Raw genomic sequence first — 13,054 nt, 5'->3', positions numbered from 1 at the left:
GCCGGTTGGCACTCGACGGTTTCGAGTGCCAATGGTGCGTCATCCGGCCCGGGTTCGTCCAGCGGACGTGGGGGGATCGACACCGGGCGCGTCGGTCAGCGTACGCAGACCGCCCGACGGGGTGATTACGGCGTGCACCGGGCGGTCGTGCGGCTGGGCGGGCAGTGCCTCGACCAGCTCACCGTCGTGCAACAGCGCCACCGTCAGCACTCTTCCCGGCACCCGGGCCAGCGCCCGGTCGTACGAGCCGCCGCCGCGCCCCAGGCGCAGGCCACGGTGGTCCACCGCCAGCGCCGGCACCACCACCAGCTCCGCCTCGCCGATCGCCGCGCGGCCCAGCCGGGGGCCGGCCGGCTCCCGCATGCCGCGCCCGGCCGCCACCAGCGAGTCGGGCCCGTCGTACGCCGCCCAGTCGAGGTCCAGGTCGGCACGGAGCACCGGCAGCAGCAGCTCCGCCTGGCCGGGCAGCGCCGCGCGCAGGGCCTCCGGCAGCTCCGGGCCGCCCGGCTCGGAGCCCACCGGGACGTACCCGGTCATCCGGCGTGGGCGTAGCCGGCGTACCAGATCCACCAGCTCGGCCCGGACGCGCGCCGCGGCTTCGGCCCGCTGCGGCGCGGTCAGCGCCCGGCGGTGGGCGAGCAGCGCGACCCGCGTCTCGCGTTTGGCCTCATGCGCTCCATCAGGAAATTCGGGCACGCAACACTCCCTTGCGCAAACCGCGTCTTTCGGTTGCTCTGTGTCAGCATCGCAGGAACGGGCGCGGAACTTCCGGGGGGAAGCTTGACGCTACGCGGGCGGTTGACGGCGGCCTTCCTCGCGGTGGTGCTCGGCCCGGTGCTGCTCGGAGCGGTCTTCGTCGGCACCACCCTCGCGGCCGTCGACCGCAGCCGCTCCACCGAACGCCTCGGGCTCGCCGCCTCGACCGTGCGCACCTCGGTGGACGCCCTCTGCCAGCAACTCCGGGCCGCCGCCGACGCGGTGGCGCTGCGTACCGATCCCGCCGCCCGCGCCGGCGCCGCCACCCAGGTGGTCAGCCGGGGCCTGGCCGGCGCGGTCCTGGTCACCGACGTGGCCGGCACCACGACCTACGCCACCCCGGGCGCGCCCCCGACGCCCTGGCAGGACTGCTCCGGCGACCGGACCGCTGCCGGGCCGGTGCGGGCGCTCAGCGCCCGGGTGGACCTGCGCGACCCGGCCGGCATCGCGCTCGGCACCGTCGCCGCCGCCCAGGTGGTCGACCCGGCGTTCGTCGCCCGGCTGGCCGCCGCCACCGGCGTCGCGGTCACCCTGCTCGACGGCCCCGCCGCCCCCGACCGGGTCACCCACACCACCGAGTCCAACCGGGTACGCGAGGCGGTGCTCGCCGCCGCGAGCACCGTCGACGGCGACCGGGTCACCGAGACCGCCGACGGCAGGTACGTGCGCCGCCTCGGCCCGAGCCCGGGGCAGCCGCTGCCGCTGGTCCTCTCCGTCCCGGGCGAGCAGCCGGCCGGGCTGCCCGCCGTGCTGGTCGGCGCGGTGCTCCTCGCCGCCGTGCTGGCGGTGCTGGCCGCTTGGCGGCTGGCCCGGGTGACCACCCGGCCGCTGGTCGAGCTGGCCGGCGCGGTGGACCGGGTGGCCCGCGGCGACCTGACCGCGCGGGTGCCGGTGCGCAGTCGGGACGAGATCGGCCGGCTGGCCGGGGCGTTCAACCGGATGACCCGGGAGACGGCCAGTTACGTGGCGGCGCTGACCAGCAGTCGGGACCAGTTGCGGGGGCACCTGGCGGTGCTCGGCGACACCCTGGCCAGCACCCACGACCTGCAACGCATTCTGCGGGTGATCCTGCACAGCGCGCTCGGGGCGACCGGGGCGCGGGCCGGGGCGGTGCTGCTGCTCGACCCGGACGGCGTGCTGGTGGGGCAGTGCGCCGAAGGGCTGGACGGCCGGGTGCCGGACGCCGAGCCGCTGCGGGTGCCGATCGGGGCGGGGGTGATCGGCGCGGTCGCCGCCACCGGGGAGCCGCAGCGCGGCCGGGTCGAGCCGGCCGAGGCGCCGGCGGGGGAGCCGCGCTGCGAGACGTACGTGGCGGTGCCCTTCGCCGCGCCCGGCGGCGCCGAACCGGCGGGCCGGGAGCCGGCGGTCGGGGTGCTGGCCCTCTACGACCGGCTGGGCGGCGAAGAGTTCGACGACGACGACCTGGCCACCCTGCGCACCTTCGCCGGCCACGCGGCGGTCGCGGTGGAGAACGTCCGGGTGCACGAGGAGGCGCAACGGCTCTCGCTGACCGACCCGCTGACCGGGCTCTGGAACTACCGCTACCTGCGCGAGTCGCTGCGCCGCGAGGTGGAGCGGGCCAGCCGGTTCGGACGGATGCTCAGCATCCTCGCCTTGGACGTGGACCGGTTCAAGCGGGTCAACGACACGTACGGGCACACCGCCGGCGACGTCGTGCTGGCCGAGTTCGCCCGCCGGGTACGCGGCGAGATCCGCGAGGTCGACCTGGCGTTCCGGCAGGGCGGCGAGGAGTTCGTGGTGCTGCTGCCGGAGACCGACGCCCGGGGCGCGGCGATCGTCGCCGAGCGGTTGGGCGCGGCCGTGCGGGACACCCCGATCGTGGTGGACGAGCACGTGGCGATCACGGTGACCGTCTCCATCGGCATCGCCGTCTACCCCGACCACGCCAGCACCGGACAGCAGGTGCTCGACGCCGCCGACGAGGCGTTGTACGCGGCCAAGGCCGCCGGGCGGGACGGTTACCGGGTGACCGGGCTGCGCCCCGACGCGGTGACCGAGGAGATCCCGGTGCCGGCCGGCGCGGTCAGCCCGGACGACGAGCTGCCGCGCGCCGGGCCGGCGGCCACCAGGGCGGCGGAGGGTTCGAGCCGGCCGGCCGCCGCAGTCCCGGCACCCACTCCGGGTGTGACACAGCCGGCTACGGGCGGCGCGTCTTCCGGTCCTCACCCGCCGCGGCAGAGCCGTGGCCGATAGTCTCGCGACATGTCGGAGCACTCAGCGAACCCCTCGACGGCCGCCGCGACCGGTCGTCCCCGTGCGGTCAAGGCCGTCATCCCGGCCGCCGGCCTGGCCACCCGGTTCCTGCCGGCGACGAAGGCGGTGCCCAAGGAACTGCTGCCGGTCGTCGACCGTCCGGTCCTGCAGTACATCGTCGAGGAGGCAGCCCAGGCCGGGCTCACCGACGTACTGCTGATCACCGGGCGCAACAAGACGGCCATGGTGGACCACTTCGACCGCCGGCCCGACCTGGAGGAACGGCTCGCGAAGAAGCCGGAGCTGCTGGCCGCCGTACAGCGCACCACCGAGCTGGCCGAGATCCACACCCGCCGCCAGCCGGAGCAGCTCGGTCTCGGCCACGCCGTCGGGTACGCCGCGTCGCACGTCGGCGACGAGCCCTTCGCGGTGCTGCTCGGCGACGAGTTCGTCAAGCTCGACCAGCCGCTGCTGCCGGCCATGCTGGAACTCCAGGCGCGCACCGGCGGTGTGGTGCTGGCCTTCTTCGAGGTGGACCCGGCCGAGACCAGCCGGTACGGCATCGCCTCGGTCGAGCCGGCCGAGTCGGAGCTGACCGACATCGGCGAGGTCGTCAAGGTGACCGGCATGGTGGAGAAGCCGAAGCCGGAGGACGCGCCGAGCAACCTCGCCGTCCTCGGCCGGTACGTGCTGCCGGGCCGGATCTTCGACGCGATCCGGCGCACCGAGCCGGGCAGCGGCGGCGAGATCCAGCTGACCGACGCGATGGAACTGCTGCGCAACGAGGGCGTGCCGGTGCACGCCATCGTCTACCGGGGCACCCGCTATGACACCGGCATGCCGCTGGGCTACCTCCAGACGGTGGTGCAGATCGCCGTCGAGCGCGACGACATTGGCGGTGAGTTCCGCAAGTGGCTGGCCGAGTTCGTCAACTCCGACGCGTCGGGCGGTCCTAATACATGACAGCGACGGCCGACGCCGAGGCGGCCGCGAACGAGTTGACGCCGCTCGCCGACTACCTGGGCAGTGTGCTGCGCAGGTTGCGCGCGCTGCCTCCGCTCGACCTCGACCTCACCCAGGCGTACGGCAACGTCCTCGCCGAGGACGTCGTCGCGCCGCACTCGTTCCCCGCCTTCGACCAGGCGGCGGTGGACGGGTACGCGGCCCGCTGGGAGGACCTCGTCGGCTACGGCCCGGCCCCCTCCGGGGGGTCGGGCGGCCGTACCGTGCGGTTGAACGTGGTCGGCGACCTGGGCGCGGCGAGCTGGCGACCGGTCCGGCTCACCCCGGGCTCGTGCTTCTCGGTCGCCGCCGGGGCGCCGCTGCCGGTGGCCGCGGACGTGGTCGTCCCCGTCGAGTGGACCGACCAGGGCATGGCCGCGGTGGAGATCTTCCGGACCCCCAAGCGCGGGTACGGCGTCCGCCGCGCCGGTGAGGAACTACCCGCCGGCACCCTGCTCGCCCGCGCCGGCACGTACGTCTCGCCGGCGCTGGTCGCCGTCCTCGCCGCCACCGGGATCGGGCACGTGGTGGTCCGGCCCAGCCCGCGGGTGGTCATCGTGGCCACCGGCGACGAACTCGTCGACGTCGGCCGGGGCAGCCAGCCCGGCCAGGTGGTGGACGCCAACTCGCACGCGCTGACCGCTGCCGCCGCCGAGGTGGGCGCGCTGGCGTACCGGGTCGGCATCTGCGATGACGACCCGGAGGGGCTGCGCGGCCTGCTGGAGGACCAGACCCTGCGGGCCGATCTGATCATCACCACCGGCGGCACCGGCACCGGCCCGGGCGACATGGTCCGGCGCATCCTGTCCAGGAGGGAGGGTGGCCGGGCCGGCCCGGTCACCTTCACCGAGGTGGCGCTCTATCCCGGCACCGCGCTCGGATTCGGCACCGTCGGCGCCGAGGAGGTGCCGGTGGTGTGTCTTCCCGGTGAGCCCGGCTCGGCGCTGATCGGCTTCGAGGTGCTGGCCCGCCCGGCCATCAACCTGCTGGCCGGGGCGGAGCCGGTGTTCCGGCCGAGCGTCCGCGCGCACCTGCTGGAGACCATCACCTCCCCGGGCGGTCTGCGCGAGTTCCGCCCCGCGCACGTCGCCGAGCGGCGCGGCGGGGGATACACGGTCCAGCCGCTGCCGGGTGGGCCGTTCACCCTGTCCGGGCTGGCCGAGGCGAACGGGCTGATGGTGCTCGGCGAGCGGGTGACCACCGCCGCCGCCGGCTCCACCGTGGACGTACTCCTGCTGGACCGGCGCCGGTGAGTCTGTTCGGCTTCGGGCGGGCGCCGGGTTGGCCGGTGGTGTTGACCGACGGGCCGGTGGTCCTGCGGCCGTACCGGCGTTCGGACGCGGCCGCCTGGTCGGCGGTGCGCCGCGCCAACCGGGCCTGGCTGGCGCCGTGGGAGTCGCACCTGCCGGGCACCTGGGACGAGACCAACTCGCCGACCGCGTTTCGCTACGTCCACAAGGACCAGCGACGCTCGGCGCGGACCGGTGAGGGGATGCCGTTCGCGGTCTGCCTCCGCCAGGACGGCCGGGACCGGCTGGTCGGGCACCTCAACGTGGGCAGCATCGTCCGGCGGGCGTTCTGCTCCGGGTACGTCGGATACTGGGTGGACTCCGCAGTGGCCGGTCGCGGGGTGATCCCGACCGCGATGGCGCTCGCCGTGGACCACGCCTTCGGGCCGGGCGGGTTGCACCGGGTCGAGGTGAACATCCGACCGGAGAACCGGCCGTCCCGCCGGGTGGTGGAGAAGCTGGGCTTCCGCGAAGAGGCGTACCACGTACGCTACATGCACATCGACGGGGCGTGGCGCGACCACATCGGATACGCGATGACCAGCGAGGAGGTCGCCGCCGAAGGCGGTCTGCTGGCCCGCTGGCACCGGATCCGTGATCGCGCGGGGTGAGCCGTCCCACGGACGGGATCGGCGCGGCGCGCCGGCATCAGGGTCGAACGCCCGTAACCTCAAGTAACTGCAAGCTGTGGCAAGCGCTGCCCACCCGTACGATCTGCGCCGTGGACGACCATCCGGGGAAGATCCTGCGGTGGCCCGGCGATTGCCCCGAATTCGGTGACGGGAGGGGTGAGGGTGCCGACCTCGGTGCTCCTCGCCGTCCTCGCCGCTGCCGGCCTGCTCGCCCTCGCGCCGGCGCTGGTCCGCCGGTACGACGCCACCGAGCGGCTGGTGGCGGAGCGGGCGCAGTCGACGGCGCGGGTGCTCCAGCGCCGTCGGCGACGCCGTACTGTCCCGGGACGGCGGCCGGTCAACCCGTCCCGCGCCCTTTTCGTCACGCTCAGCGAAAATGCGAACACGGGCGGTCTGAGCGCCCCGGTCTCCGCGCCCCCGGCGGCGGGCCGCCGCTCGGGCCGGCTGCGCGCCGTGCCGCCCGCCCCGCGCAGGGCCCGTCGCCGCCCCCCGCCCCGGCGCCGCCACACCCCGGCCGTCTACCGGCGTCGCCGAGTGCTCGCCGCGCTGCTGCTGCTCAACTTCGTCGAGCTGGTCGGCGTGATCGTGGTCAGCCCCGGTTTCTGGATCAGCATCTCGGTCACCGGGACGCTGCTGGTGGCGTACGTCGTACACCTGCGCAAGCGGGCGGTGGCGGAGCGCCGGCGGCGGCGGATCCAGGCCCGCGAGGCGGCGTGGCTGGCCGCCCGGCAGGCCGAGGTGCGGCGGGAACAGGCCCGCCGGGCGGCGGCCCGCCGGGAGGCGCAGCGCCGCCTGGCGGCCCAGCGCGAGGCGGTACGCCGGACCGCGATGGGCCTGGACCGGTCGGGTGACCTGCCGGCCGCGGCCAGCGGGGGCGGCTCCGTCTCCTACCGCCGCGCCGGTGGCCTGCGGGGTCGGCCGTACCAGTCCGGCCGCGGCTCCTCCCACCCCGCCTGACCGGCGCTGTTCCTCGCGCCCGTTGCTCCTTGGCGCCGTTTGCGGCGTGTCGCGGTGTTCGGTGGCTCGGACACCGCGACATGCCGGATCCCGAGTCGATCTTCGGGTGGCGCCCGTCGGCACGCCGGGGGTGGATTCGCGGCTAGGAGGGTGGACCTGTTAGCCTTGTCGCCGGCCCGCCTGGTGAAAGCCAGGTGGGACCGAAGCCGGTTCGCCGGCGGAGGGGTTGTGGCGCAGTCCGGTAGCGCACCTCGTTCGCATCGAGGGGGTCAGGGGTTCGAATCCCCTCAACTCCACCCAGTTCAAAGGCCGTTTCCCGTCGTGGGAGACGGCCTTTTCGATCTTGTACAGCAGCGAAGTACAGCAGCTACCCCTGTTGCCTCTGCGTGTTCGCCTCTTTACCCTCGCGTGAGCGAGCCCTAGTCTCCTCTGCACAAGCAGTCACGTCTGGCGCACGGGGAGTCGCGGATGGCGGCAAAGAAGTGGGGTTGGTGGACCAGACACAAGCTGCAGATCTTGGAGGACTACCTAGCCAGTTTCGCCAGGGCGTCGAAGGGTGTGACGGAGCGGATCTACCTGGACCTGTTCGCGGGCTGGCCGGAGAACGTCGCGCGGGAGACCGATGCACTAATTCTGGGTTCGGCTCGGAGGGCGCTGTCAGTGGAGCCGCCCTTCACCCGCGTGTGCTTGTTTGAGCTCGGCGAGAAAGCTCGGCGGCTGGAGAAGGCCATCCGCGACGCCTACCCTGGCAGGCCGGGAATCCGGGTCTATGACGACGACTGCAACGTGACTGTCGCGCGAGCACTCCAGGACCTTCGGTCGGTCAACTGGGCTCCTACCTTCGCCTTTGTTGATCAATTTGATTCCGAGGTGAAGTGGTCGACCTTGGAGCAGATCGCCCGGTTCAGGCGGGGCAAGACGAAGGCCGAGATGTGGATCTTGTTTGCGACTGGCATGTATCCGCGCGGCCTGAACCTGCACGGACAAGCGATGAATGCCAGCTACGGCGACACGCTGACCGAGATGTTGGGTAGCGAGGAGTGGATCCCCATCGCCCAGGCGCGTCGCAGCGGTCGTCTGAGCCCAGCACAAGCGCGGGACGAGTGGGTGAACCTGGTCCGGTGGCGCTTGGAGCGTGAGCTGGGCTATCGCAAGTCCTATGGCTTCACAATGAAGAACACCGGGGGCCAGGACATCTACGACATGATCTTCGTGACAGACCATGACGCTGGTGACCGGATCATGCGGCATCTCTATGGCAAGGCGTTGGGCGAGCACCAAGCTATGCGGCAGCATGCCCTAGCACTGCGCCGCGACAAGCGCGCGCAGGACAAGGGCGAAGCGGGGTTGTTCGACATCGCACCGGAGATGGTTGCGGCCGGGAAGCTGGATGATGCGCAGGTCTATGACCCAGAGCCCCCACGGCCTCCCTACCAGAGTCGCTGAGTCAGTTCGCAGCCACCAGCGGGCGGCTCCGCTCCGCCCCTGTTGGCATCTCATCCCACGTCCGGCCATCGAGCAAGCGCCCGCCTGCTTTAGGGCTGCGCCCACCCCACTGCTTGAAGAAGAAGGCAACATCTGCGTCGAGGCATGCGTCACGTAGGCCACGAATCCATGCTGGGTCCATCGGGCGGGCGTGAGGTCCGGATTCGCCCCCGCCGATGACCCAGTCGACTCCCGCGAGATCGACCTGGTCGAGCGGGCCAAGGAGAGGTTCAGCCGAGACGAAGCGCACTGCAGAAGGAACCTTCCTAAGCTGCTCGATGCGATCCACCTGGGACTCGTCCTCGACACTGACTCCCATCCAGATGTTGGGCGCCCATGGAAGGGTGGGAGCGAGCCGCGCGAGCCGGGTGGCCCGCTTCGTGAGTACCTGATAGGTGTGTCGTGGTGTCGCGGCCATGACTGCAAACACCCGCTCTACAAAGGCCGCAGGTACCCGCGCGTGGAACAAGTCACTCATCGAGTTCACGAAGACTGTCCGTGGTTCCCGCCACCGAAGCGGCGTGTCGAGGGCGTCTTCGTGAACCGCTACCCCGAAGCCAGGTCCAGACGTCCGAGGGTCGCCGTCCGTCTGGTACTTCGGCGAGCCCATCGCTTTCAGGCGCTTGGCAAGGGTCAGGGCGTAGCAGTTGTCGCACCCTCGCGAAATCCGGTCGCACCCGGTGGTGGGATTCCAGGTGGCCTCCGTCCACTCGATTGCACTGCGGTCTGCCACGGCGATCCCTTCCCCGACGATCTCGCCATCATGTCGAACGTACGTACGGCATGGGAAGTCCTCCCCGCAACTCTTCAACCACGCGCTGCGATCCTTGGACGCGGTTGTCTTCATCCAAAGCTGCTCGCCGAGGCGCTTGAGTGCCGTTTCGGTGGCCTCCGAGGAGACCTCGCTGTAGATGTTCATGGTCACGGCGATCTGGCTGTGCCGGAGGATCTGCATGGTCACCCGGGGGTGGACCGGTGGTGGACCGGGCCGAAGGACGGGGCGGTGAAGGTGGCGAAGACGACCGCGTGCCGGCCGACCGAGGCGGGGACACCCTTGCCGCCGGTCTGCGGTCGGGTGCTGTGCTCCCGCGCTCCTGGAGCCCATTGCCATTGTGTGACCCGGTCGCTGAGCGGCAGAGTGGGACCGGACTCTGCCCTGGCTCCTCGCTGCGGCGGCAGCTTCCTCCTGATCGCGTCTCCTCTGTAGGCGTAGGAGTTCGTTGGATGGCGAGAGGCGCGGTGTGCCCGGGCGGCCAGTGGTGGTTGTCGACAGCAACGGTGACAGCAACCAGCCGGAACGACGCCGCCGGCGGTCGGGCGTGGACGGTCTCCCGAGGTCGCGTACGGGAACGGATTCTGCCGGACGAAGCGCCCAGAACTTACAAGCGAGCGGTCTTCCGTCGTGAGTTTGACTTGTGGCTAGGCCAAGGCGCTCGCCCGGCGGTTGGCGGCACGACAAGTGGCCCTTGACGAGCGGCCCGTTGGCAACGCCACGCCGCTGGTCACGTAGCCCGATACCGAGCGTCCCGACGGCAAGCGGAGTAGAGAGTGGACGCCAGTGCGAACCCAGAATGCGGTTGGGGCAAGAAGACAGCCCAGTTGACCGACCCTGGATGCCACTGCGGGCCGTTACGGTGATCTTCCCGCCGTCAACTATTGAGGGACCGCAAGGAGCTTGGCGTGGAGGAACCTGAGAACGAGCTGTCGGTACCAGTTGACTATGTGCCCGGCGCGCGCGGCCACGGAGTTTTGGCGGTCGGGCCCGATAGCAGCGGCGGCGACGCCCTGGCCGTGTGGCGCCTCAGCCCGACCGGTCGCGCGGGTGGAGCGTGGGTCGTCCGGTTCGACGAAGTCGAACGGGAGCCCGAGCAGCTTCGTCGGATCATGTCGATGTTGCAAGACCGATGCCTGGTCGACTGGGACGAGGCGAAGCCTAACGACGCCCTGGCCAGGATCTCCGAGTTCCTGCCGGCCGAACTGCTCACCGCTCTCCGGGGCAACATCCTTACGATTCCCGAGCTGCTGGCAGAGACTACCGAACATCGGTCCATCTACACGGCCGCGGTAGAGCAGCACAGGGCGGGCACCAGGTCGAAGATCGCTCCGTTGGCGTGGCCTACCGAGATGCCAGATCAGCAGGCTCTCATGACGTGGACCGCTCGGGCCAACTCCACGGCTGCCTCACCGGTCGCGGCGACGGCGCTGGCGCTGACCGCCGCTGTGGCCAGCGCCGCCCAGCTTTGGCAGGACACCGAGCAGGCGCGGTACCGCCGTGTTTACCTGCGATCGCTGGGTGACCCGCAGCCGCTGCCGCCGCGCTGGTTGGCGTGGCTGCGCGAGGCCGTTGCCAGTACCTCCTTGGTCTCGGCGTAAGGAGCGACGTGTACGCAGTCATCGACCTTGAAACCACCGGTCTTCGCACCAGCTGGCACGACCGAATCGTCGAGGTGGCGGTTGTGCACGTTGACGAGAACGGTCGGATTACCGACGAGTGGTGCAGCCTGGTCAACCCGGATCGCGACCTCGGGCCACAGCTCATCCACGGCATCTCTGCCGCCGAGGCGCGGCGGGCACCCAGCTTCGACCACCTAGCTGGCCACCTCGCTGGCATGCTGCGCGGCCGCGTCCTAGTCGCCCATAACCTGACCTTCGACGCCCAGTTCCTACACGCCGAGTACCAACGAGTGGGTTTCCACGCACCGATAGACCACACCGATGGCCTCTGCACGATGCGGCTTGCCTCTCATTTCCTGCCCTCGGCCGGTCGTAGCCTGCAGGACTGCTGTCGTGTGGCTGGACTCCCGCTGCACCAGGCGCACTCAGCGCTACATGATGCCCGCGCCGGCGCCCAACTCCTGACTTACTACCTCACAGCAGCCGGCAGTCCGCCCCCGTGGGCAGCTGCCGTAATGGCGGCTGCGGGGCTCACCTGGCCATCGATTGCGACTCACCCCGTGGTGGCCGTTCAACGGCGGGTCGCAGGCCAGCGCGAAGAGCACTTCCTGGCCCGACTGGTCGACCGGCTGCCTCGACTGCATGAGCCGCAGGGTGACGCCTACATGGACCTGCTCGACCATGCGCTCCTTGACCGGCACATCTCGGCCACGGAGGCCGACGCGCTCGTCGCCATGGCGGAATCGGTCGGGCTCGCCCGCGTCGACGTCGAGCACCTGCACCGGACCTACCTAGCGAGCCTGGCTGGGATCGCGCTTGAAGACGGCGTCCTGACTCCAGAGGAACGCCACGACCTGGACCAGGTGGCCCGGTTGCTCGGCCTCCAACGGTCCGACGTCGACCAAGCTTTGTCCGCCGCAGCTGCGGACATGCCACGGCAGCGTCGGCCCGACGCGTGGCGACTTCAGCCCGGTGACATCGTCGTTTTTACCGGCGCCATGGAACCTCCCCGGTGGGAGTGGGAGGAGGAAGCAAGAGCTGCAGGCCTCCAGGTGGGCAACACCGTCACCAAGAAGACGCGGCTCCTAGTCGCCGCAGACCCGGACACCATGTCAGGCAAAGCCAAGAAGGCCCACCAGTACGCCATCCCGATCGTCCATCCCACGGCGTACCAGAAGCTCCTGGCCGGACTCACGGCTGCCGTCTTCTAGGGTCACCAACCGGGGCCATCACCCGCTTGTCGAAGGAAAAACTTGAAACCGGCCACTGTCGTCCCACTCCTTATGGCCGGGCTGTTCCTGACCGCCTGCAATGGCAACCAGCCCGCGACCCCGATAACCGCTCCTACGACAGCATCCCCTCCATCCAGTGCGCCAGCTACGACGGAGCCCACACCTGTCTCTCCGACGCCCACCGGTACTGGGTTCACGCCTCCGGCCGACATGAAACTTGGCACCAAGTTCGAGTACACGGCCACCGACAACGAAAAGCTCACCCTTCAGGTGCTCCTGTATAGGAGAGCCGATGATGCGGAGGCTGTCGATGTCCGGCTGTGCAACGTAGGCGGCGTCACCTTCAGCGTGTCCCGTCAGCCCTGGGTGCTGCTTTACGACGACGGCGAATCCGAGCACGACATCGATATCTCAGGCGGCGGTCTCCCCGCGCCCGCCTACCCGTCTTCGTTTGATCCCAAGACGCTCACCTCGGGCAAATGCGCCCGAGGCTGGGTCAACTACGCATCGATCCCCGGAAAGAAGCCCTACGGCATTGGGTACAACGCAGAAGGCAATCGCCTTGTCTGGAAGTTTTGATCTTCGGCTAGGCCCTCGTGGCTACGCCGACAGCAACGTTGACCGATGATTGGACTTGCGCTGCCTCCTAGTGGCGCGCGTCGCAATTTCCTGAACGGTTGATGATCTGAAATCATTCCTTACTTGAAGAGAGGTATCGCGGTGAGTGCAAGATTTCCAGGCGTTGATTGGTATTGCGACAGGTGTGGGGCGTGTCTAAACGGTCAGGCTGGTTTTGATGATCATCGGTATACATGGAAGTGCGAAGGTTGCGGTCACAAGAACAGCATCTCAAGAGACAATATTTACGAATCTCATGAGGACTTCCACGGGTCAGATTGACGCCGTCGACGCGCATGGCTCGGCGGCAGGGCGGAATCCATCCAGTTACTGAAATTTCAGCCCCAATGCCATGTGCCGAAAGAGGCAGCTAGGAGGCAGCGAGAGCAACAGCAATGACCGGCACCAGACGACACAGGTGGGCAAGGAAGCCCCACTGTGCAGGGCAGAACGGCATCAGAGGACATCAAACGAC

General features: G+C 70.1%; 11 protein-coding genes and 1 tRNA gene. 10 read left to right on the top strand and 2 right to left on the bottom strand.

The window, feature by feature from the left end; translation table 11 throughout:
• Positions 1–39: 39 nt before the first annotated feature.
• Positions 40–696: a 5-formyltetrahydrofolate cyclo-ligase gene (locus ACTMTB_RS19405; RefSeq protein WP_441147461.1), complete on the bottom strand. Its 657-nt coding sequence runs from the start codon at positions 694–696 to the stop codon at positions 40–42.
• A gap of 84 nt (positions 697–780) precedes the next feature.
• On the opposite strand from ACTMTB_RS19405, the gene ACTMTB_RS19400 reads away from it, so the two are divergent.
• The 7 genes from ACTMTB_RS19400 to tcmP all read left to right on the top strand — a co-directional run bounded on the left by ACTMTB_RS19400 (position 781) and on the right by tcmP (position 8,296).
• Positions 781–2,970: a diguanylate cyclase gene (locus ACTMTB_RS19400; protein WP_441147459.1), complete on the top strand. Its 2,190-nt coding sequence runs from the start codon at positions 781–783 to the stop codon at positions 2,968–2,970.
• 9 nt (positions 2,971–2,979) lie between these two features.
• Complete coding sequence (locus ACTMTB_RS19395; RefSeq protein WP_179802988.1) at positions 2,980–3,933, top strand: UTP--glucose-1-phosphate uridylyltransferase; 954 nt, start codon at positions 2,980–2,982, stop codon at positions 3,931–3,933.
• A complete protein-coding gene (locus tag ACTMTB_RS19390; RefSeq protein WP_154939801.1) occupies positions 3,930–5,225 on the top strand; it encodes a molybdopterin molybdotransferase MoeA in 1,296 nt (431 codons plus the stop codon). Before ACTMTB_RS19395 ends, ACTMTB_RS19390 begins: the two co-directional genes overlap by 4 nt.
• Entirely contained in the window at positions 5,222–5,872 is a 651-nt protein-coding gene (locus ACTMTB_RS19385) for a GNAT family N-acetyltransferase (RefSeq protein ID WP_441147456.1), read from the top strand. Before ACTMTB_RS19390 ends, ACTMTB_RS19385 begins: the two co-directional genes overlap by 4 nt.
• Positions 5,873–6,049: 177 nt before the next feature.
• Positions 6,050–6,850 (top strand): divisome protein SepX/GlpR, encoded by an 801-nt coding sequence (gene sepX / locus ACTMTB_RS19380; RefSeq protein ID WP_441147454.1) that lies wholly within the window; start codon positions 6,050–6,052, stop codon positions 6,848–6,850.
• Between the two features lie 222 nt (positions 6,851–7,072).
• Positions 7,073–7,146: transfer RNA gene (locus ACTMTB_RS19375), tRNA-Ala, on the top strand.
• Positions 7,147–7,318: 172 nt separating this feature from the next.
• On the top strand, positions 7,319–8,296 hold the full coding sequence (gene tcmP / locus ACTMTB_RS19370) for a three-Cys-motif partner protein TcmP (RefSeq protein WP_441147453.1): 978 nt from the start codon (positions 7,319–7,321) through the stop codon (positions 8,294–8,296).
• Between the two features lies 1 nt (position 8,297).
• Here the strand turns inward: tcmP and ACTMTB_RS19365 are convergent, their stop codons facing one another.
• Positions 8,298–9,290 (bottom strand): DUF5131 family protein, encoded by a 993-nt coding sequence (locus tag ACTMTB_RS19365; protein ID WP_441147650.1) that lies wholly within the window; start codon positions 9,288–9,290, stop codon positions 8,298–8,300.
• Between the two features lie 725 nt (positions 9,291–10,015).
• On the opposite strand from ACTMTB_RS19365, the gene ACTMTB_RS19360 reads away from it, so the two are divergent.
• From ACTMTB_RS19360 to ACTMTB_RS19350, 3 genes are all read left to right on the top strand, one after another.
• Positions 10,016–10,708: a DUF6218 family protein gene (locus ACTMTB_RS19360; protein ID WP_441147451.1), complete on the top strand. Its 693-nt coding sequence runs from the start codon at positions 10,016–10,018 to the stop codon at positions 10,706–10,708.
• An 8-nt stretch (positions 10,709–10,716) separates the two neighbouring features.
• Positions 10,717–11,940 carry an exonuclease domain-containing protein gene (locus ACTMTB_RS19355; protein WP_441147449.1) on the top strand — a complete coding sequence of 408 codons (1,224 nt, stop codon included), beginning with the start codon at positions 10,717–10,719 and terminating at the stop codon, positions 11,938–11,940.
• A 231-nt stretch (positions 11,941–12,171) separates the two neighbouring features.
• Positions 12,172–12,540 (top strand): hypothetical protein, encoded by a 369-nt coding sequence (locus ACTMTB_RS19350; RefSeq protein WP_441147447.1) that lies wholly within the window; start codon positions 12,172–12,174, stop codon positions 12,538–12,540.
• Positions 12,541–13,054 lie beyond the last annotated feature (514 nt).

The organism is Micromonospora sp. L32, assembly GCF_052068055.1.
GTDB classification, from domain to species: Bacteria; Actinomycetota; Actinomycetes; order Mycobacteriales; family Micromonosporaceae; genus Micromonospora; species Micromonospora purpureochromogenes.
The sequence above is the reverse complement of the archived record's forward strand: the minus strand, read 5'-3'. Positions and strand labels throughout refer to the sequence as shown.

What these genes read in the sequence shown, in the direction of transcription:
- ACTMTB_RS19365 (WP_441147650.1), bottom strand. Translation starts at nt 9,290, where the DNA reads ATGCAGATCCTCCGGCACAGCCAGATCGCCGTGACCATGAACATCTAC.
- ACTMTB_RS19390 (WP_154939801.1), top strand. Translation starts at nt 3,930, where the DNA reads ATGACAGCGACGGCCGACGCCGAGGCGGCCGCGAACGAGTTGACGCCG.
- tcmP (WP_441147453.1), top strand. Translation starts at nt 7,319, where the DNA reads ATGGCGGCAAAGAAGTGGGGTTGGTGGACCAGACACAAGCTGCAGATC.
- ACTMTB_RS19350 (WP_441147447.1), top strand. Translation starts at nt 12,172, where the DNA reads ATGAAACTTGGCACCAAGTTCGAGTACACGGCCACCGACAACGAAAAG.
- ACTMTB_RS19395 (WP_179802988.1), top strand. Translation starts at nt 2,980, where the DNA reads ATGTCGGAGCACTCAGCGAACCCCTCGACGGCCGCCGCGACCGGTCGT.